Source organism: Yoonia maritima (assembly GCF_043641945.1).
Taxonomy (GTDB): Bacteria; Pseudomonadota; Alphaproteobacteria; order Rhodobacterales; family Rhodobacteraceae; genus Yoonia; species Yoonia maritima_B.
This window is the reverse complement of the sequence record NZ_JBHZRX010000003.1, coordinates 544403-564114: the sequence shown is the minus strand read 5'-3', so window position 1 is coordinate 564114 and position 19712 is coordinate 544403. Positions and strand designations below refer to the sequence as shown.

Sequence of the window (19712 nt, the reverse complement as noted above, 5' to 3'; positions counted from 1 at the left end):
TGCATGACCATAGCATATTGGATCATATATTGCCGCCCTCAATTAAGCTGGTGGCTGCTGACGATAGGTCAATTCGGCGTTATCATGATGCGAGAACGCGACGGCGCGCTTTTGAAGTTCTGCATGTAGCGGTGATTTCACGCAGACTGGATCGGTCGCATTTGGATCGCCTGCCAATGCCATCGCCTGACAACGACATCCGCCAAAATCCAGTTTTTTGCGGTCGCAAGAACGGCACGGTTCCTGCATCCAATCATCACCGCGATAGGCGTTGAATGCTGACCCACGATACCAAATCTCGGACAGGCTTTTGGTGCGTACATTATCAAACTTCAGCGATTTGATGGTTTGGGCTGCGTGACACGGAAGCACCTCTCCGTCGGGGGCGACATTTAGGCCCGTTGTGCCCCAGCCACCCATGCAGCGCTTGGGGTAATCAGCGTGATAATCAGCAGGAACGTAATCTAGCACCAGTTGGCCATTTAGCCGATCACGGGCTTCGGCCACGACGCGGCTGGCCTCCTCTGCCTGTTCCTTTGTCGGCATCAACGCATCACGGTTTGACATTGCCCAACCGTGGAACTGGACAATGGCGACCTCAATACGCCTTGCATTCATTTCCAAAGCCATCTCAATCGCGCGCGGAAGCTGGTGAAGGTTCTGGCGGTGGACGACGGCGTTCAACGTCAGGGGAAAGCCGATATCCTTGATCCATTCGGCGACCTGCATCTTGCGTTGAAAGCCACCTTTGTAGCCGCCAATGCGGTCCGCCATGTCAGCATCCGTGCCCTGCAGCGAAAGCTGAATATGATCGAGGCCAGCCATATCCAATTCCTGCAAGCGCCGTTCCGTCAGCCCAATCCCAGACGTAATCAGGTTCGTATAAAGCCCCGCATCACGCGCGGCCTTTACAAGATCAACCAGATCACGACGAGCTGCGGGTTCACCCCCTGAAAGATGAAGCTGAAGCACGCCCAGTTCTGCGGCTTGCTGAAACACCCGAACCCAGTCAGATGTATCAAGTTCAAGCGACTTTTGCGCCAATTCGACAGGGTTGGAACAATACGGACATGATAGCGGACAGCGATGTGTCAGTTCAGCCAGCATGGCGATTGGCGCAGGAATACCGTTCGCCTTGCCCTCTGCACGCCAGTCCCGGACTTCTGAACCGTCCATTATGCGACCTCCAAAATACGGCGGTTCATCAGACCGCGCAGAAATTCACCCGCATCCGCCGCGACCTGTTCATGCGGTGCACCATATTTTTCTGACAGAGCGGTCGTAATTGCACCAAAACTACGCGCACCATCAATTTCCGTCATGATTGCATGACCAATCGGATCCAGCGCGACCGCCCGTTCTGGCGCAAGCAAGACCCATTTTTCGCGGACATGATCCCAGTGCAACCGCACGCCACGCGGGATTACGGGAATTACATCTGGGGACAGCCCGTCGGTCATGATGCGGCCGCCACGTTTTGCGCAAGAAACGTACCGGGTTGCCATGCACCCGGCGGAATTCTTGCAGGATCAACATATGCGGCATGCAATGCATCTAGCTGCGACCACAGCACATCGGTTTTAAAGATCAATGCCTTCGCCGCCGCGTCTTGTTTTTCTTGTGTGTCAGCTTTGTCCAACACCCAAGCCAGACCAAAGGCCACGTCTTTGGGGGCTTCTTTCAATCGGTTCTTGAAATAGGCCAGACTAGAATCATCCGCGAAGGCATAATTGGCAAGCAAGCCTTCAATTCGCTGGGCGTGAATCTTTGGTGCGAACAATTCCGTGAGTGACGCCGCAACGGCCTCTAGCAGTGTTTCATCCCGAACAAATCGCACATAAGCGTCGACCGCAAATTTGGTCGCGGGCATGACGCCTTCGGCGCTGGCAACATAATCACGGTCAAGCCCGACAGCATCGGCAAGCCGCAGCCACCGCTCAATACCGCCCTCGTTTTCAGCGGTCCCATCGTGATCCTCGATCCGGGAACGCCATGCGCGACGCAGAGCAGGATCATCGACCCTGCTCATGAATGCGGCGTCTTTCATGGGGATACGCGACTGATAATAGAACCGGTTAATGACCCATGCACGAACTTGACCGGGCGTGCATCCTCCTGAGTGCAGAAGGTGATGAAACGGGTGTTTGTCGTGATACCGTTCTGCACCAATCTGGCGCAACCGTGCTTCGAACTGTTCTTTGCTTGGGGTCATAATTCAAACTCCATCCCGTCTTCGGCAATAGTCCAACCAGATGCTTCGGCGGTGGCATGTTGGTCGGATGAGGGGCGCAAAACAGGGTTCGTATTGTTCATATGGACATAGACCTTTTTACCTACCTCAAGATCGGCAAAGGCAGCCATTGACCCATCAGGGCCAGACATCGACATATGTCCCATGCGGTTGCCCGTCTTTTGGCTTAACCCGCCAGTGACCATTTCATCATCTTGCCACAGCGTACCGTCAAACATGACCATATCGGCACCTGATAGTCGCTCACGTAGGTCCGGTTTTAGGGTCGAACAACCGGGAATATAGAATACATTTCGCTGGTCCGTTTTCAGGTGAACGCCAACCGTTTGTTCGCCTTCAAGGTCTGTCTGTACGTGATCACCCTCGAGATAGAGAGGTACCTTACCTGGCACAGAGAAAAGAGTGGCCTGAACCCCGGTCACAAGCTCAAATGGTGTGCCCAGCGCGATGGTGCGGCGAATTACGAGATCAGGCTTTAGGGCGCCAAAAATCGGGTTCGCGTCGATAACATCGTGAATGTCTTGGGTTGCGAACAGGTTGAACGGTTGCTGTTCACGCAGGATGAGCAGTCCCGCAACGTGATCAATGTCACCATTTGTCAAAAGAACGGATTTCAACGGGCTGACGCGCAAATCTGTGGGATGTAGTGCAGGCGTACGCGCCATTTGATCACGAATGTCGGGAGACGCATTCAGGATTGCCCAGTCAAAACCATTCGCGCTGACCGCTACCGAAGACTGTGATTGTGAGGGTATTTTACCGCTGCGTGCCAAATTGCAGTTTTCGCAACCGCAATTCCATTGGGGCAGGCCACCACCGGCAGCTGCCCCTAGAATACAAGCGCGAAATACCATGTGAGTGCTCCGCGCTTATATGTTTAGAACAGGTCGTCGTTGTTGCGTTCGTCGTTCTCAGGACCGTACATGTTGATTTCCATGCCGCATTCGATTTCGCGGATCACTGGTTTCGTCCAAGCCATAATAGTTCCTCCTCTATGTCTGATAAATGTGCGCCCTGCTGGGCATTTCGGTCAAATCTTATGTTCTAAGAAAAAATAAGAACGGGCACTTAATCGAGGTGCTGAAAAACGAAACCACGGTTTCTTATTGTATTGATCCTAAAGTAAAAATCATCCATCGGCGCCAGTTTTTTGCGCAAATATCCGATGTAAACATCAACGACATTTTCGGATGAAGACCCTTCATTCGCCCACAGCGTATCAAAGATTTCGCCGCGCGAAATGACGGTACCCGCCTTGTCATGAAGCATCGCCAATAAGTCAAATTCTCTTTCAGTCAGAATCGCCTCGCGGGTTTGGCCACGCACTGTGCGCGACGCCGGATCAAGCACACAATGCGCAGTGACCGAGCGCTGCAATTGAACCTGCAGTCGGGCTACGAGTTCGTCAAACGCGAATGGCTTTACGACATAATCATCGGCCCCCGCCTCTAACCCGGCCATCCTATCGGTGACTTCCGTTAGCGCGGATAGCATCAGTATCGGCTTCGCATGTCCGGCCGCCCTAAGGGCTCGCACCAAATCAATGCCGCTATCGCGTCCGATCATCACATCGATGATTGCGGCAGCCACCTGTCCGTCTGGAAACCGCTTAGCCGCCGCCTCGACCGTGCTTTCGGCCAGCGTGGCATATCCGTGCATCTGCAGACCACGCGCCAGCGCATCTGTGATCTCGGGGTCGTCATCAACAATAAGGATCGTCGTATCAGCCATCACATCACGCTAACCGCTTGCTCGCAAAAGCGAAACCGTCACCATTGTCCCGGCATTCGGACCGATCTTGAAAGCCGCTGGAACCGGGCTTTGGATCGTCAGTTTGCCTTTTTGTTCGGTCATCACCCAATGCGCCAGTGACAGGCCAATTCCAAAGCCGTTCGACGCTGCCTTCCCAGTAGAGGCCTGTGCAAATCGGTTCGTCACGACTTTCAAATCCTCCTCAGATATTCCAGGCCCGTTGTCGATCACCCGCAGGTTTGCTTCTCTTGCCGTGGCGTTGATGTTTAAAGCGATAGAACCGCCATCTTTAGCATGACGTAACGCGTTTTCGATTAGCCCAGTCACCACTTGCCGCGTCCAGTTTTCGTCGCCTTCGACGTTGGTCCCAAAAACGCCACCTAGCGTGATCGTTACCCCCGCATTATCAGCAAGGCTTTGCATATCGGCGACGGCAGCTTGTGCTGCGCGGTATAAGTCAAATGTCGCGCGCTCAAGGCTCAGCAGCCCGCCATCAGATCGGGCGATACGTAGCAAATCATCGATACGTTGGTTCAATCGCCGTGCACGACCGTGGATCACCCCATATGGACCATCTTGTGGCGCGCCGGATTTCAGGGCCAGCTCCGCCTCCATCAAGATGACTGTCAGCGGTGTGCGCAATTCGTGACTGACATCAGCAAAAAACCTGCGCCGGTCTTCGTCTGTCTTGGCCAGTGCTTCGTTGGCGTGACGTAGCGCCTCTGTCCGGTCCGCGATGGTTTGGTTAAGCTGTCCCCATTCGCTTTCGACCGCGGATTTGCGCGCAGCCAATGACGCCGCCATTTCGTTGGTCGCTTTGAACAAAAGGCCGATTTCGTCGCCTTGTTCATCCGGCAGGCTGACTTTGAAGTTTTCATTCCCGATGGACCGGGAAGCAACGCGCAGTTGATCTAAACGCGACAACTGCGGGCGAACCAAGAAATAGTAAAACCCAGCTACAAGCAGCAGTGCCAAAACGCCAACAGCAAAGGCTGCCCGCGTAAGGCGGTCACGCAAAGCGTCAACTTGCGCGATTGCGGCTTCACGCGCGCGGCGGTCTTCGGTCACAGCCGCGTTTAACAGCGGATCAAATCCAATCGAAAACGCGTTGATCAGCCCCTGCAATTGCGCCGCGCGTTGATCAGGTGCTGTTATTTCAGAGGCTTCGTCAAATTGTTCTAATGTGCCCTCGAACAAAGCTTCCATCCGCGCAACGCCAATACTGCGGGTCGCGCGACGTGACTGTTCGTCCAGATCAGATTGGGCAACATCCCCGACGTTTTGATCAAGGTCCGCACGAATGGCCGCAAAGTTCCGACGTATACCTGCGGTCAGCCCTTCTAACCGCGCATTCCTTGTATCCGCATCGACGCCGGATTGCGCCGCTTCGTAAAGAATGACGATCAGTGAACCGACTTGGGTCGCAAGATCTGACAATCGCTGTATCCGCTTTTCGGCCGTCACCGCGACTTGCACCTGCGCGGACATTAAGGCCATCCCGCGAATAGTCAGTGCGCTCGACAGTACCGCGACCAGACCAATGATCGCTGCGCCAATTGCCAGTCTAGCACGTAAACTGCGCACCTATTCTTCGCCCCCCTCAACGATAAAGCGACCAAAGGCTCTTGGGCCATCGCCCGTATCGATTTCCGCGACAACACTTAGGCTGTGCACATCAATGACGCTGACTGTATTCGAAAACCAATTTGCGACAATCACTTGATTATCGTCAGTCGTTGTGTCGATCCCTTCGGGATATTCACCAACGTCAATTGTTGCCTTTACTGTCAGGTCATTCAGGTCAAACACGCTGACACTGTCGGCATATTGGTTGGTCACAAAACCAGCACCTTGGGCGAATGTCACCGCATAGGGGCGTTCACCGACTGGGATGGATCCCACGACCTTACCTGCAACCGGATCAACAACCGTTACCGAATTTGACCCGACATCAGCCGTGAACAACCGCCCCCGCGGACCCACCGTAACCCCAAAGGGCCGCACGCCGACCGGAACCCGGTAGGCAACCGTATTCGTCCGCAGATCAAATATCGAAACCTGACTGGCCTCTTTATCTGCAGAGACAAGCCAAGCGCCATCTGGCGTCACAGCAACCCCGGCAGGGGCTGCGCCAGTTTCCAGCGTATTGATGACGGCTAGATCAACTGCGCTTAGCACCCAAATACGGGCATTGAACCAGTCGGTCACATAAATGGTCCTACCATCTGGGTGAATGGCGACGCCTATTGGTCCACCATCAAGGGACACTTCGTTCAGCAATTCCAATGTATTACTGTCAAATTTGCGAATCGCCTTGCTGTCAGCACTCACCGTCACGAAAAAACTGCCCGCAGGATCAACGGCGACACCGGCCGGTGAACCATCCACATCGATACGTCTGACTTCGCGGTGATCATCTAGATCAATAACACTAAGCGTGCTGTCGTTTTGATTGGTCACAAAAGCCAAATCCCCCGCTGCGACCTGCGTCACAGCGAGGGCAAAAAACATCGACAGGAAAATTGTCCTATTAGCTACCAAATCGGGCAACAAGCGCGTCCAAACCAGACTGATAAACCCCTGATACAGCAGCGACTGCAGCTTCGTCGTTTAGTTCGGGTGGCGGGTCATTGTTCGGGTAACCACGGTAAAACGCGCCGCGCCATTCAACCAGTGACCCACCACCCTCCGTCTCCGTAACCGTTATGTGAGAGGAATAATTTGTAACTGGTAACACGTCGACGGATACCTCAGTGATCCGGTACGAATAGCTCATCTTTTCGTCAGAGTATTTGTACAAGATTTCGTCAATCGTCGGACCACCTTCTTCGCCCAACACCAGCAAGCGCGTGGCGTCTATTTCGTTACCCCCAGTTCCGGTACTGGAATAAACCGCTGGGTGCCAACTCATGTCCTGAAAGTTGCCAACGACGGCCCAAACCTCTTCTGGTGTGGCGCTTACCTCAGCGGAAAGGGTCACTTTCTGGCGGGTTGGACCATGTGCGTGGGCCGCCATCGGTAGACAGGCGGCAAGCAGGATAAGAGTTCTTCGGTGTATTTTCATTGACTGGCTCGTGTATTGGAAAATGGCAAATTAACATCACAGCAAACGTGGCTCGTGCTGAATTACCTTGACCGTAGCGGAGCTTATGTGAAGCTGACAATAAGCCTAAAGTATCGGTTTTTTTCCAAGTTGAATCGTTGCAGCATTCGAAAAGGGAACGAATTGAGCCAATTTCTTGGTTAAATTCAAAGGGGGAGGTCATCTAGGATGATGGTAATTGCACGCTTGGTTGCAGCGTTTGCGTGCCTGTTTTGTACTGCCTTTGGTGCCTACGCCCTAGATATCAATGCCGCTGTTCTGCGCGTCGACTACCCCCAGCTTTTGCCGATTTCCCGCTACGATCTGATCCCCGATGATCTGGGCTTTGCCGGGGGCGCTTTAGCTGACGAAGACAACCAAACCACTGGCAATTTCATGGGCATGACGTTCAACACAAATTACGTCGCGACCACCCCCGAAGAAATTGACGCCTTATTAGAAGAACTGCTTGCGAACGGAACAACGTTGCTCGTGGTTATGGCCAACGCCGAAGATCTGCTAAAGATCACAGACCGCGCAGGCCCCGATGTATTGGTGATCAACGCAACGACCCGAGATATGTCGGTCCGTGACGATCAGTGCCGCGCAAACCTGCTACATGTCGCGCCCAGTGAAATGATGCTTGCTGACGCGGTCGTGCAATTCGCCATGTGGAAGCAGTGGCGCGAGATCTTCCTCATTCAAGGATCAAACCCAGCTGACCGCACATTGGGTGATGCCTACCGTCGCGCGGCCAACAAATTTGGTGCACAAATCGTTGAAGAACGCGAATTTGAAGACACTGGTGGATCACGCAGGACCGACACTGGTCACGTACTGGTCCAACGCCAGATTCCGATCTTTACCCAGAACGCAGAAGACCACGACGTTGTCATCGCCGCAGACAACTCTGATCTTTTCGCGCTTTATCTGCCGTTTCACCTTTGGACGCCCCGCCCGGTCATGGGCTCTGGTGGATTGCGCCCCGTAACAATGCACGCCGCACACGAAGCATGGGGCGCGACCCAATTTCAACGCCGGTTCGAAGAGGCCTCTGGTCGGTTCGTTCAAGAAGCCGACTACGAAGTCTGGCTATCCCTGCGCGTCATCGGCGAAGCTGTCATTCGGATCAACGCCGCCGATCCGGCCGCGCTGCGCGACTACATCCTAAGCGACGAATTTGAACTGGCCGCATTCAAGGGCAGGAAGGTCAATTTCCGTCCGTGGAATGGCCAGTTGCGCCAGCCAGTCCTGCTGACAGATAGCAAAATCACCGTAAGCGTTTCACCCCAAGATGGTTATCTGCATCAGGTTTCGACGCTCGACACGCTTGGATTGGACCAACCTGAAAGTGCCTGCAATGCCTTTGCTGAATAAGGAAAAACCCATGCAACGACCGATCCAGTTTATTGCAAGTATTTGTGTCGCCACCCTAGGGTTCGCTGCCCCAGCCGCAGCCAACAAGGTTTTCGTCAGCAACGAACGCGGCAATACGATCACGGTCATCGACAGCGATAGCTGGGAAGCGATCGCAGAATTCCCCGGTGGCAACCGCCCGCGCGGAATTGGCGTTAGCCCTGATGGCAAGTACCTATACGTCTGCGCCTCCGACGACGATACGATCCGCGTTTTTGATACTGAAACCTACGAAGAAGTCTGGACGCTACCATCTGGCCCAGACCCCGAACTGTTCACAATTCATCCAACCGGAGAGCTGCTGTATATCGCCAACGAAGACGACAATCTGGTCACCGTCGTCGACACGCAAAGCCGTACAGTTGTTGCTGAAATCCCGGTGGGTGTCGAACCCGAAGGCATGGCGATCAGCCCCGATGCGGCGTTTGTGATTAACACGTCTGAAACGACTAATATGGCGCATTTCATTGATACGTCTGACTATCAGATCAAACATAATATCCTTGTCGATCAACGCCCACGCTATGCCGTTTATACGGATGACGGGACGAAGCTGTTTGTCAGTTCTGAAATCGGCGGCACGGTCAGTGTGATTGATCCGCTTGCCGCAAACGGCCCTGAATTGACTACCAAAATCGGATTTGAGGTGGCCGGTGTGCAGCCAGAGTGGCTTCAGCCTGTTGGCATGAAAGTCACGGCCGACAACAAGTGGCTGTTCGTTGCCCTTGGCCCTGCAAACCGGGTCGCTGTGATTGATGTCGAAAGCCTTGACGTCGTTGATTACATCCTTGTTGGTCAACGCGTCTGGCAGATGGAATTTACGCCTGGCCAAGAATTTCTGATCACCACAAACGGCAATTCAAATGATGTGACCGTGATTGACGTGGCCCGGCAAAAAGCAGTCAAATCGATACAGGTCGGACAGCAGCCTTGGGGCGTCGCCGTGACGCCTGAATAAATATCCTGGGGAGGAAAACTAAATGATTTCAAATATGCGGCGCCGCGTTTTCTCGGCACTTACCCTGTCGGCCCTATTGTGCGCGCCTGTGGTCGCAACGGCCCAATCCGACCTGCCCGTTATTCGTGCTGCTGTTCTTAAGATTGGTACTGTGAATTGGGAACTCGACACGATTACCCGCAATGGTTTCGACTCCGCGAACGGTTTTACTCTTGATGTCCAACCCTACGCCGACAACGGCGCGACCCGCGTCGCGTTAGAAGGCGGCGAAGCCGACGTCGCGGTTGCCGACTGGATCTGGGTCGCTCGGCAACGCGCTGCGGGCAAAGACTATGTCTTTATCCCTTATTCTAAAGCGGTCGGGGGCCTTGTGGTGCCCGCCGACAGCACCGCCGAAACTTTGGCGGATCTTGCAGGTGGCAGCATTGGTATCGCGGGTGGTCCAGTCGACAAAAGCTGGCTAATTCTTCGCGCATATGCGCAGCAAGAATACGGCATGGACCTTGCTACAGAAACCGAACAGGTCTTTGGCGCACCCCCTTTGATATTCCAAAGCGGTCTTTCGGGTGAAACCGACGGGGCGATCAACTTTTGGCATTTCCTAGCCAAGATGAAATCGGCCGGAATGCGTCAGTTGATTTCGGTCAAGGAAGCATCAGTCGCGCTTGGCCTTGATCCAGAGGTTCCACTGCTGGGCTACGTGATGAAAGAAAGCTTTATCGCTGAAAATCCCGGCATTGCTGCCGCGCTATACGGTGCGTCGCGTGATGCAAAAGACCTTCTTGCCAGTGACGATTCCGCATGGGATGCGATCCGCCCGATGATGAACGCGAATAACGATGCCCAGTTCGAGGCCTTACGCACCGATTTCCGCGCAGGTATCCCAAAGCCCGGCCCAGTAGACCCATCAAGCGCAGATAAGATGCTCCATTTGATGGCAGAGCTTGGCGGTGAGCGGCTTGTTGGAGAGGCGACAACATTACCAGATGGTCTGTTTGCCGCGATCCAGTAATGTCCGTTCGCGCCTTTTCGCTTTTGGGCCTTTTGGGGTTTTGGTTCTTGGTCGCTTGGATCGCTGCCGACCCTATGGTGCTGCCAATGCCCCAAGAACTGTTCAGCCCACTTTGGGCTGAACTGAAATCTGGTGAATTGCTGTTCCACCTTAGCAGAACCCTGATCCGCGTGATCTGGGCCTTTACACTCGCGATGAGCCTTGGCTTGGCCTTGGGGTTGGTGATGGGCCTATTTCCACGCGTGGATCGCTGGCTAGACCCTTGGCTGGTTGTGTTTCTTAACCTGCCGGCCTTAGTGCTGATCGTGCTGTGCTATCTGTGGATCGGGTTGAACGAAACCGCTGCAATTATCGCCGTGACCCTGAATAAAATCCCAAATGTCACAACGATCATTCGCGAAGGTGCGCGGTCACTTGATCCAAACCTAAAGGCGATGGCGCAAGTGTTCCGCGTGCGCAAACAAAGCGTCCTGCAACATGTGATCTTACCGCAGCTTGCCCCGTTCATCGCGGGTGCAGCGCGTTCGGGCATCGCGGTCATCTGGAAGATTGTTCTAGTGGTCGAATTCTTGGGGCGCTCAAACGGTATTGGATTTCAGATCCACCTCTATTTCCAACTGTTCGATGTGCGGCTGGTGCTGGTCTATGCGCTGTCATTCATCACAGTCATGTTGCTTGTCGAATGGCTGATCTTACAGCCATGGGAAAAGCGCGTTCGGCGCTGGAGGACAGCATGATTAGCGTCGATGTGCGGTCCAAATCCTATGGCGATGTTCCCGTTCTACAGGATATTCAGTTCAACGTCGAAAAGGGACAAACAGTTGCCATCTTGGGGCCTTCAGGCATCGGTAAATCGACCCTATTGCGGCTGATTGCCGGGATTGACCCCAAGTTCGAAGGCACCGTCAGCAGGCCTAAGAACATGGCAATCGTCTTTCAAGAACCGACGCTGCTTTTGTGGCGTTCAGTCTTTGACAACATCCAATTGATACATCCAGAACTGAGCGAGAGCGCCGTACGCGAGGCCCTAGCCGAAGTCGGGTTGGCAGACAAAGCCGAGCTATTCCCAGGCCAGCTATCGCTCGGCCAGCAGCGTCGGCTATCGCTTGCACGCGGTTTTACCGGGAACCCGGATTTACTGATTATGGACGAACCATTCGTATCACTGGACGAAAAAACAGCCGATGAAATGCTAACCCTGACGGAACGTCTGATCAGCAAAACGCAACCAGCGACAATATTCGTTACGCACGACACGACAGAGGCAGCCAGATTAGCCACCCAAATTCTGACCCTAGATGGTCAACCAGCAACATTGAAAACGAAGGAGACACTCAAATGAAGATTTTATCCATCCTTGCCGCGCTCACTTTGGCAACACCCCTTGTTGCACATGATTTGGGCTTTGCCGGGCTATTGTCCAACAACAACAAAGAAGACCTCGAACCGCTAACCCTTTCCGTTGGGCAGCCAATCGCGGATGCCCCGCTGATGCTCAAATCCGGCACCGCCTATGAAATCGAGATTGAGGCAGACGGAACAGGCGAACTTGCCCTTGAAGGTGCGGGTTTCTTTCGCGCGATCTGGATCAATGAGATCGTTATCAATGGGATCGAAATTCGCCCACTGGGTGTCGACAGCATCGAATTTGACGAGGCAGGCACAGTAGAAATCGAATTCATCGCAATTAAACCGGGCCGCTATGAATTGCGCCAACCCGGATCGACAGGCGATGGTCAACGCGTCGAGATTGTGATCCAGTAACCTATGAGCACCCTAAGCGTACAAAATGTGACCTACAGCTACGGTTCAAAAACGGCGTTGGATGACGTTAGTTTTGAGCTAGAAAAAGGCCGATTTTGTGCGCTATTGGGGCCGAATGGCGCGGGCAAATCAACGCTATTTTCCCTTTTAACACGGCTATTTGTGACAAAACAGGGAACCATAAGCGTCGCCGGACATGACCTCGCGCGTGAACCCCGTGCCGCACTGGCCAAGATCGGCGTCGTGTTTCAACAACAGACGCTCGATTTGGATATGTCAGTTGTCCAAAACTTAAGGTATTTTGCCGCGTTGCAGGGCCTTTCGGGACGTGCGGCCCAGCGCAACATCGACGCCGCGCTTGATCGTCTGTCGATGCGTGAACGGGCCAAAGAAAAGGCGCGCAGCCTAAACGGCGGTCACCGTCGCCGCATGGAAATCGCCCGCGCCCTTATCCATGAACCAGAGGTATTGCTACTGGATGAGGCCACCGTCGGCTTAGACACCGCAACGCGGCAAGCAATCACCCAACATGTGCATGACCTCGCAGATGACGGGCTCTTGGTGTTCTGGGCGACGCATCTTGTTGACGAAATTCAAGACAATGACGACGTGGTGGTTCTGCACAAGGGGCGCATCCTTGCCCACGACAATGCCCGTAAAATCGCCAAAGATGGCACCTTGATCGATGCATTCATGCACATGACCGACATCACACCAGAGCCAAGCCTATGATGCCGTATCTTGTTTCACTATGGGCCATCACCCTGCGCGAGGCGATGCGCTTTGTGAACCAGCGGTCAAGGTTTTTGGCAGCACTGGTTAGGCCACTTGTTTGGCTGATGGTCTTCGCCGCAGGTTTCCGCGCGGCATTGGGGTTATCGATCATTCCCCCCTACCAAACCTACATCACATACGAGGTATACATCGTGCCCGGCCTTTGCGGCATGATCCAGCTTTTTAACGGGATGCAGTCATCGCTTAGCCTCGTTTACGACCGCGAAATGGGGTCAATGCGGCTACTCCTGACCAGCCCGCTTCCTCGTTGGTGGCTATTATTTAGCAAACTTATGGCCGGAGTCGCAGTGTCCATTTTACAGGTCTACGCATTCCTCGCCATCGCAGCGATGTTCGGGATCACCCTTCCGGCGATGGGCTATGTTTACGTTTTTCCAACTCTCATTCTCAGCGGGCTCATGTTGGGTGCACTCGGGCTATTAATTTCCTCTACCATCAAACAGCTTGAAAATTTTGCAGGCGTCATGAACTTCGTCATCTTCCCAATGTTCTTTATGTCGAGCGCGCTTTACCCGCTTTGGAAAATGGCGGAAAGTTCACCACTGCTACGCGACATCTGCGCCCTGAACCCGTTCACCCATGCGGTCGAACTGATACGTTTTGCGATGTACGAACAGTTCAACGGAACCGCCCTGATTTGGGTGGTCTTATCCTTCACACTATTCCTAAGCGGAAGCATCATCGGCTATGATCCCGCGTTTGGCACGGGACGCAAAGGATCGGGCAGGGGATAGTGAATATGAAAACTCAAATGTCCCGATTGGCGACTAACGGCGTGCTGCGCGCTGCGCGCTGCGCGCTGCGATTAATAATGGCAACCGTGCGCTTGTGCAGGTCATTGATGGTGTGCCTCTTGGTGTATCATCAGCACTTGCGCGGCGCTTGGCTGACAAGATTTAGCGCTGGAAGTCCGCTTTGGGAAAGCTGCATCGCGGCATTTGATTTCGCTGTGAACGGCCTCAACGGCGTTTTCGCTAGGGGCGTGTTTCCGAGAACTTCAAAAGCGCATGTTAGGCGACCCAGCGCCTGAAAATTTGCAGAAAATGCTGAAAGTTGCTTTCTTGCCTGACATCAGTTGGGTTTGGCTGCGTTCTAGCGCGTCCTCCAAGGTAAACTGTTCCCCAACATACCTATGGTCTGTTGGGGACATTTCACGGCGGTAACGAAGACGTACAATTTTGTCCGTTGGATGTTTGTATAATGGAGGGAGCTAAGTTGTGAGAATTGCATCCCAGCGGTGCGGTAGGATTCGATAAGTATGGGGTCGCAAACGTCATTAAATTCGCCACAGCTTCCGCAGGTATCGGTATCAAAGAGCATCGAATCCGATGAAGGCACATATCGGACTCTCGCCGTGCCGTTTTCAGCAACTAAGCAAGACATACAGCAGTTCGGGTTATGGGGAAGATTCGGCTCAACTCTGACGCCGCGTTCTGGCGTCGAAGCAGAGTTAGCTCCCACAAAAGGAAAAATGCGTGTCAAAAAAGAAGGGTTATCTGTCATTCTTCATAAGGATAAAGTGGTGAGCCGTGATGGGTTCGAACCATCGACCTACTGATTAAAAGTCAGTTGCTCTACCAACTGAGCTAACGGCCCACTGGGCGCTAATTAGAAAGGTGGCACGCTAGGGTCAACCCCCAAATGTCATCTCGACTAGAATAGTATAAAAGACTCCACTATATGGCCGCTATGACCGCAAAAACTCAATCATATCTGCCTTTCATGAAGATGCATGGCCTTGGAAACGACTTTGTTGTCGTCGACGAACGGGGAATCACCCCGCAAATTGACGCAACGTTAGCCATCGCAATCGCTGATCGGCACCGTGGAGTGGGTTTTGATCAGCTTGCTGTTCTGTCCAATTCGCCGGATTCGGGCGTGCATTTGACGTTTTGGAACAGCGATGGATCGACAGCGGGTGCTTGCGGGAACGCGACACGCTGTATTGCGCGGTTTTTGATGGATGAAACGGGACGCGATTCGCTGACACTGACGACAGACCGCGGCGCCCTTTACGCCAAAGACGCTGGAAATGGCCTGACCTCTGTAAATATGGGGCAACCTCAGTTGAACTGGGATGAGGTTCCTTTGGCACGTGACGTCGACACGCTGCATCTACCGATTGACGGAGAACCCACCGCAACTGGTATGGGTAACCCGCACTGCACGTTCTTTGTGGACGATGCTGAAGCGATTGATCTAGCCGCGTGTGGCGCTGAGATTGAACACCATCCGCTATACCCAGAGCGCACGAACGTGCAGTTCGCGAGCCTTGCAGGGCCGGATCACCTGCGCATGCGGGTCTGGGAACGCGGTGTAGGGGTTACGATGGCATCTGGATCGTCCTCTTGTGCGACAGCCGTGGCGGCTGCGCGTCGTGGGATCACTGGGCGATCCGTGCGCATTGATCTGGACGGCGGCACGTTGAATATCGAATGGCGCGATGACGGTGTATGGATGACGGGTCCGACGGCACATGTCTTTGACGGGCAATGGCGGCTGTAATGGATATCAAAGCACCTAAATTCTCAAACCACGGTTGCCGGCTAAATGCTTACGAGGCTGAGGCGATGAAAGAGCTCGCGACTTCGGCAGGGGTCGAAAACGCGGTGATCGTGAATACCTGCGCCGTCACGGCCGAGGCCGTGCGCAAAGCCCGCCAAGACATTCGCAAATTGCGCCGCGAAAATCCCGGTGCAAAACTAATTGTGACGGGCTGCGCCGCGCAGACCGAACCCGACACATTCGCTAAGATGTCCGAGGTCGATGTCGTTATCGGCAATACCGAAAAGATGAACCCGGCGACTTGGGCCAACATGGCGCCCAATCTGATTGGGCAAACAGAGCCAGTACAGGTCGACGACATCATGTCGGTCACTGAAACGGCGGGCCACTTGATTGACGGCTTTGGCACACGTAGCCGCGCCTATGTTCAGGTGCAAAACGGTTGTGACCACCGGTGTACCTTCTGCATCATTCCATATGGTCGCGGCAATTCCCGGTCGGTGCCTGCTGGCGTCGTCGTTGATCAAATCAAACGGCTTGTCGATCGTGGATATAATGAAGTCGTTCTAACGGGTGTTGACCTGACCAGCTGGGGCGCAGATTTACCTGCAGCGCCCAAGTTGGGCGATCTTGTCATGCGTATTCTGAAACTCGTGCCTGACCTGCGCCGCCTGCGGATCAGTTCGATCGACAGCATCGAAGTTGATGAAAACCTGATGCAAGCGATCGCGACCGAACCCCGCCTGATGCCGCATCTACACCTGTCGTTGCAGCATGGCGATGACATGATCCTAAAACGGATGAAACGCCGCCACCTGCGCGACGACGCCATTCAGTTCTGTGAAGATGCGCGAAAGCTTCGGCCTGATATGACCTTTGGCGCCGATATCATCGCGGGCTTCCCGACAGAGACCGAAGCACATTTCGAAAACTCGCTGAATTTGGTGAAAGATTGCGACCTGACTTGGCTGCACGTCTTTCCTTATTCCAAGCGGGAAGGGACACCGGCCGCCAAAATCCCAACGCAGGTCAACGGAAAACTGATCAAAGATCGCGCCGCGCGTCTACGGGCAGCAGGTCAGGTGCAAGTTGATTTGCATTTGAACGCACAGATCGGCGCGATGCATCACATCTTGATGGAAAACCCCCGGATGGGTCGGACGGAACAGTTCACCGAAGTGAAGTTCGAAACGGACCAACCCGAAAGCCAGATCGTTACAACACAGATCACTGGACGCGATGGTGTTCAGCTGACCGCGTAACGCTGATGCAAAGCCTTCCAATCCTCTGGTCATTTCGGCGGTGCCCCTATGCGATGCGCGCACGCCTTGCGATCCAGTCAAGCGGGCAGGCGGTCGAACTGCGCGAGATCGTTTTGCGCAACAAACCAACCCCGTTTTTGGAAGCCTCTGCAAAGGGCACCGTACCGGTGTTGCAGCTACCTGACCGCGTGATCGACGAAAGCCGCGACATTATGATGTGGGCCTTGGGCCAATGCGACCCCGAAGGATGGCTTGATATGCCCGCCGAAGGGTTCGATTTGATCGCGACCTGTGAAGGGCCGTTTAAGAAGGCACTAGATCACACGAAATACGCAGTGCGCTATCCCGAGTTGGACGAATCTGAACAACGCGAAAAGGCGATGGCGTTTCTAAGGGTGTTGAATGATCGGCTGACAAAGCATCCGTTCCTTATGGGCGACAAACGGACCCTCGCTGATATGGCAATTTTGCCATTTGTCCGCCAATTCGCCAATACAGATCGCGCTTGGTTTGATGCACAGGATCTGGGGCCACTTACCCAATGGCTTGATGATTTCCTGATGTCGGACCGTTTTTCCAGCATCATGACAAAATATTCGCCTTGGCAAGACGGCCAGGATCAGGTCTTGTTCCCCTGAATTAACAAGGGGGTTAGCTATGCAACTATTGATGTCAGGTGCTTCGCCATTTGTTCGTAAGGCGCGCGTTGTTGTCCGCGAACTTGGGCTAACCGACCAAATCACCGAAGTCCCGATTAGCACAACCGCCCTTTCATCTGACCCGACCATCGTTGCAGCAAACCCTATCGGAAAAATCCCGGCGCTCTTACGCGATGACGGGCCTGCGATCTATGATAGCCGCGTCATTACCCGTTTTCTGAACGATCACGCTGGCGGATCATTGTATCCCGAAACCCGAATTTGGGAAATCCTGACACTAGAGGCGACAGCAGACGCCATCATGGAGGCAGCGGTTGCTATGGCCTATGAGGTGCGTCTACGCCCAGAAAACGAACGGTCATCAGATTGGATCGAAGCGCAGTGGGCAAAGGCCAATCGCGGTATCATTGCAGTGAATAACAAGTGGATGAGCCATCTAAACGGTCCACTCAACATCGGGCAAATCGCTGTGGCCTGCGCACTATCATATGTGGATTTACGTCATGATGCGCGCGGCTGGCGAACCGGTAACAAAGCACTGGCCGATTGGCACGCAGCGTTTAGTCAGCGCGACAGCATGGTTGCTACCGCGCCAGTCTAATCAAAAGTTAAAGCTAACACCCATATTCACCGCATTGGTGAACACGTCTGTTTCAACCGTGCCACCAGTATCAAGATCAGCTTTATTTGTAGAATACGTACCTTTGTATTCACCAAAGACCGACCACTGGTCGTTAATGGGGTAAGTCGCACCAGCAATCCAAGTCGCGGCAGGGCCAGTGACCTGATAGCCAAATGTCTCTGACGTACCATTGGTGACTTCGACATGTGGGATGGCGAGGCCAAGACCACCGCCAACATAGGGTGTCACATCACCGAATGCATGACTCCAACGGCGATAGGCATTCACTGTCAAAGTGTTCAGACCGTCTGTGAACTCAAGCACATCGTAACCTGCAGGCAATTCACCTTCTTTGGGGTAAACTTTGTTATGTGCGAAATCGAGGCCATAACCGAATTCATCATTCTGCCAACGCGTGGCGCGAATGCCATAGTAGATCGGCGCCGAAGAAGACTTACCTTCCCACGCAATAGAAAAATCATCGTTGCCGATCTGAGGATCGCGCACCGAAACGTCGGACGCAGGCGCAGATTGCGCACCCCCATAAAAGCTAAGTTCTATCTCAGCTGAGGCGGCAAAAGGGGCCACAAATAGCAGGGCAGAAAGTGCAATCGCACGTGACATTAGTATTTCCTAGAACGTGAGTGGTGAGTGACCGCCCTAGACGGACGGAGTTGAGCGTTCCCGTATGTTTGTCATCTCACACTAACAAGGTACCATTAAGGCGAACTTAAAATTTTCGAATTGAAATGTGTCTAACTCGTCACAAAGTTGTCCGATAACTTAAGAAAATCGGCGGAAAACCGATCATATCACGCAAAACTGCGATCAATTTGCTGTTAGATCGCACTAAAACCCAATGGCAAAGGTGGCCACCGAATCCGCGATTCTCGTTTACGAAGTCTTGGTTGTTTCACAACAATAACGACTTCAATGAACCCTGCGCCCTATTGTCCGCTGGACGGATCATGTTTTCATGGCTAAACAGCGCCAGAATGGACTGATGGAAACATCCGTCCGTCTTTCCCGTGGGCGATCGGCCCAACCAAAGAATCGGAGATGCAAGCCGTGTCACATGCAGACGATCATCAGGGCACACGCCGCGACTTTATATACTACGCAACCGCCGGGGCTGGTGTTGTTGCTACAGGTGCAGCGGTGTGGCCACTGGTCAACCAAATGAACCCTTCAGCTGACGTTTTGGCGCTTGCGTCGATCCGCGTCGATATTAGCGCTGTAGCGCCAGGCACGCAGTTGACTGTGCTGTGGCAAGGTAAACCCGTTTTCATTCGGTCACGCACTGAAGATGAAATCGCAGCAGCACGCGCAGTTGATGTTGCCGATCTGCCTGACCGAGGCGCAGAAAACGCGAACCTTGTTGCAGATGCAGATGCGACCGACGAAAACCGCGCACTGTCCGAAGATGGTACTTGGTTGGTTCAAATGGGCGTTTGTACGCACCTTGGCTGTGTGCCTTTGGGCGAAGCAGGTGACTTTGGCGGCTGGTTCTGCCCATGCCACGGTTCACACTACGACACTGCCGGTCGTATCCGCAAAGGTCCTGCACCGCGCAACCTTCCCATCCCTGTTGCGTCTTTCGTAGACGAAACAACAATTCAACTCGGTTAAGGAGC

23 protein-coding genes and 1 tRNA gene are annotated in these 19712 nt (G+C 53.6%); 13 read left to right on the top strand and 11 right to left on the bottom strand.

Annotation, left to right across the window (positions count from 1 at the left end; translation table 11 throughout):
- Positions 1 to 42 precede the first annotated feature (42 nt).
- The 9 genes from pqqE to ACHUEV_RS09375 all read right to left on the bottom strand — a co-directional run bounded on the left by pqqE (position 43) and on the right by ACHUEV_RS09375 (position 7067).
- Entirely contained in the window at positions 43 to 1176 is a 1134-nt protein-coding gene (gene pqqE / locus ACHUEV_RS09415) for a pyrroloquinoline quinone biosynthesis protein PqqE (RefSeq protein ID WP_394179207.1), read from the bottom strand.
- Positions 1176 to 1460 (bottom strand): pyrroloquinoline quinone biosynthesis peptide chaperone PqqD, encoded by a 285-nt coding sequence (gene pqqD / locus ACHUEV_RS09410; RefSeq protein WP_394179205.1) that lies wholly within the window; start codon positions 1458 to 1460, stop codon positions 1176 to 1178. Before pqqD ends, pqqE begins: the two co-directional genes overlap by 1 nt.
- Positions 1457 to 2212, bottom strand: a complete 756-nt coding sequence (gene pqqC / locus ACHUEV_RS09405; RefSeq protein ID WP_394179203.1) for a pyrroloquinoline-quinone synthase PqqC — start codon at positions 2210 to 2212, stop codon at positions 1457 to 1459. Before pqqC ends, pqqD begins: the two co-directional genes overlap by 4 nt.
- On the bottom strand, positions 2209 to 3105 hold the full coding sequence (gene pqqB, locus ACHUEV_RS09400; protein ID WP_394179201.1) for a pyrroloquinoline quinone biosynthesis protein PqqB: 897 nt from the start codon (positions 3103 to 3105) through the stop codon (positions 2209 to 2211). The genes pqqC and pqqB overlap by 4 nt, the downstream gene beginning before the upstream one ends.
- A gap of 23 nt (positions 3106 to 3128) precedes the next feature.
- Positions 3129 to 3230: a pyrroloquinoline quinone precursor peptide PqqA gene (pqqA, locus tag ACHUEV_RS09395; RefSeq protein WP_106357700.1), complete on the bottom strand. Its 102-nt coding sequence runs from the start codon at positions 3228 to 3230 to the stop codon at positions 3129 to 3131.
- A gap of 89 nt (positions 3231 to 3319) precedes the next feature.
- Entirely contained in the window at positions 3320 to 3982 is a 663-nt protein-coding gene (locus ACHUEV_RS09390; protein ID WP_394179198.1) for a response regulator transcription factor, read from the bottom strand.
- Between the two features lie 9 nt (positions 3983 to 3991).
- On the bottom strand, positions 3992 to 5587 hold the full coding sequence (locus ACHUEV_RS09385; protein WP_394179196.1) for an ATP-binding protein: 1596 nt from the start codon (positions 5585 to 5587) through the stop codon (positions 3992 to 3994).
- Positions 5588 to 6514: a YVTN family beta-propeller repeat protein gene (locus tag ACHUEV_RS09380; protein WP_394179194.1), complete on the bottom strand. Its 927-nt coding sequence runs from the start codon at positions 6512 to 6514 to the stop codon at positions 5588 to 5590.
- 19 nt (positions 6515 to 6533) lie between these two features.
- Positions 6534 to 7067: an SRPBCC family protein gene (locus tag ACHUEV_RS09375; protein WP_394179192.1), complete on the bottom strand. Its 534-nt coding sequence runs from the start codon at positions 7065 to 7067 to the stop codon at positions 6534 to 6536.
- A gap of 207 nt (positions 7068 to 7274) precedes the next feature.
- On the opposite strand from ACHUEV_RS09375, the gene ACHUEV_RS09370 reads away from it, so the two are divergent.
- Genes ACHUEV_RS09370 through ACHUEV_RS09335 form a run of 8 tightly spaced genes read left to right on the top strand, consistent with a single transcriptional unit; the run spans position 7275 to position 13764 of the window.
- Complete coding sequence (locus ACHUEV_RS09370; RefSeq protein ID WP_394179190.1) at positions 7275 to 8462, top strand: ABC transporter substrate-binding protein; 1188 nt, start codon at positions 7275 to 7277, stop codon at positions 8460 to 8462.
- A 10-nt stretch (positions 8463 to 8472) separates the two neighbouring features.
- Entirely contained in the window at positions 8473 to 9459 is a 987-nt protein-coding gene (locus ACHUEV_RS09365; protein ID WP_394179188.1) for a YVTN family beta-propeller repeat protein, read from the top strand.
- Positions 9460 to 9493: 34 nt separating this feature from the next.
- Positions 9494 to 10471 (top strand): ABC transporter substrate-binding protein, encoded by a 978-nt coding sequence (locus tag ACHUEV_RS09360; RefSeq protein ID WP_394179186.1) that lies wholly within the window; start codon positions 9494 to 9496, stop codon positions 10469 to 10471.
- The gene (locus ACHUEV_RS09355) at positions 10471 to 11208 is read left to right on the top strand and encodes an ABC transporter permease (protein WP_394179184.1); all 738 of its coding nucleotides are present in this window, start codon (positions 10471 to 10473) and stop codon (positions 11206 to 11208) included. Before ACHUEV_RS09360 ends, ACHUEV_RS09355 begins: the two co-directional genes overlap by 1 nt.
- Complete coding sequence (locus tag ACHUEV_RS09350) at positions 11205 to 11813, top strand: ABC transporter ATP-binding protein (protein ID WP_394179182.1); 609 nt, start codon at positions 11205 to 11207, stop codon at positions 11811 to 11813. The genes ACHUEV_RS09355 and ACHUEV_RS09350 overlap by 4 nt, the downstream gene beginning before the upstream one ends.
- A complete protein-coding gene (locus ACHUEV_RS09345; protein WP_394179180.1) occupies positions 11810 to 12235 on the top strand; it encodes a cupredoxin domain-containing protein in 426 nt (141 codons plus the stop codon). The genes ACHUEV_RS09350 and ACHUEV_RS09345 overlap by 4 nt, the downstream gene beginning before the upstream one ends.
- 3 nt (positions 12236 to 12238) lie before the next feature.
- Entirely contained in the window at positions 12239 to 12967 is a 729-nt protein-coding gene (locus ACHUEV_RS09340; protein ID WP_394179178.1) for an ABC transporter ATP-binding protein, read from the top strand.
- A complete protein-coding gene (locus ACHUEV_RS09335; RefSeq protein WP_394179176.1) occupies positions 12964 to 13764 on the top strand; it encodes an ABC transporter permease in 801 nt (266 codons plus the stop codon). The genes ACHUEV_RS09340 and ACHUEV_RS09335 overlap by 4 nt, the downstream gene beginning before the upstream one ends.
- Before the next feature lie 786 nt (positions 13765 to 14550).
- Here ACHUEV_RS09335 and ACHUEV_RS09330 read toward each other — a convergent pair.
- Positions 14551 to 14626, bottom strand: a tRNA-Lys gene (locus tag ACHUEV_RS09330).
- Positions 14627 to 14719: 93 nt separating this feature from the next.
- Here ACHUEV_RS09330 and dapF point away from each other — a divergent pair.
- From dapF to ACHUEV_RS09310, 4 genes are read left to right on the top strand one after another with little or no spacing between them, the layout of a single operon-like run.
- A complete protein-coding gene (dapF, locus tag ACHUEV_RS09325) occupies positions 14720 to 15535 on the top strand; it encodes a diaminopimelate epimerase (RefSeq protein ID WP_394179174.1) in 816 nt (271 codons plus the stop codon).
- Complete coding sequence (gene mtaB / locus ACHUEV_RS09320) at positions 15523 to 16797, top strand: tRNA (N(6)-L-threonylcarbamoyladenosine(37)-C(2))-methylthiotransferase MtaB (RefSeq protein WP_394179172.1); 1275 nt, start codon at positions 15523 to 15525, stop codon at positions 16795 to 16797. The genes dapF and mtaB overlap by 13 nt, the downstream gene beginning before the upstream one ends.
- 5 nt (positions 16798 to 16802) lie before the next feature.
- A complete protein-coding gene (locus ACHUEV_RS09315) occupies positions 16803 to 17435 on the top strand; it encodes a glutathione S-transferase (protein ID WP_394179171.1) in 633 nt (210 codons plus the stop codon).
- Between the two features lie 19 nt (positions 17436 to 17454).
- Entirely contained in the window at positions 17455 to 18057 is a 603-nt protein-coding gene (locus ACHUEV_RS09310; protein WP_394179169.1) for a glutathione S-transferase, read from the top strand.
- Here ACHUEV_RS09310 and ACHUEV_RS09305 read toward each other — a convergent pair whose 3' ends face one another.
- On the bottom strand, positions 18058 to 18702 hold the full coding sequence (locus ACHUEV_RS09305) for an outer membrane protein (protein WP_394179167.1): 645 nt from the start codon (positions 18700 to 18702) through the stop codon (positions 18058 to 18060).
- A 444-nt stretch (positions 18703 to 19146) separates the two neighbouring features.
- Here ACHUEV_RS09305 and petA point away from each other — a divergent pair, with 444 nt between their 5' ends.
- Complete coding sequence (gene petA, locus ACHUEV_RS09300) at positions 19147 to 19707, top strand: ubiquinol-cytochrome c reductase iron-sulfur subunit (protein ID WP_394179165.1); 561 nt, start codon at positions 19147 to 19149, stop codon at positions 19705 to 19707.
- Positions 19708 to 19712: the final 5 nt, after the last annotated feature.